Source organism: Lactococcus sp. EKM203L, from assembly GCF_011800585.1.
In the GTDB taxonomy this organism is placed as follows: domain Bacteria; phylum Bacillota; class Bacilli; order Lactobacillales; family Streptococcaceae; genus Lactococcus; species Lactococcus lactis.
In genome coordinates, this window is record NZ_JAALEQ010000074.1 from 1 (window position 1) to 211 (window position 211).

At 36.0% G+C, this 211-nt stretch carries 1 pseudogene; it reads right to left on the reverse strand.

Annotated features, from left to right (window positions below):
* A pseudogene (locus HFD15_RS14150) lies at positions 1-211 on the reverse strand (mobilization protein); the annotation flags it as partial.

The window sequence follows — 211 nt, forward strand, 5'->3', positions numbered from 1 at the left end:
TCTGCTCTTTTTGTTCATTCAGTTCTTTTTTCAAAGCGAGTAATGCTTGTTTTTCAACTTGAATGTCTTTCAGTATGTCTGCTTTTAAACTTTCTGCCTCTAAACGATGGAGTTGTTCTTGAATGGCAGACTCAATTTTTTGATTCGCAACAGCTTCTATTTTTTCTTGGTAGTCCCGAAAGTCTTTATTAACTTCTTGACGGACTAAGCG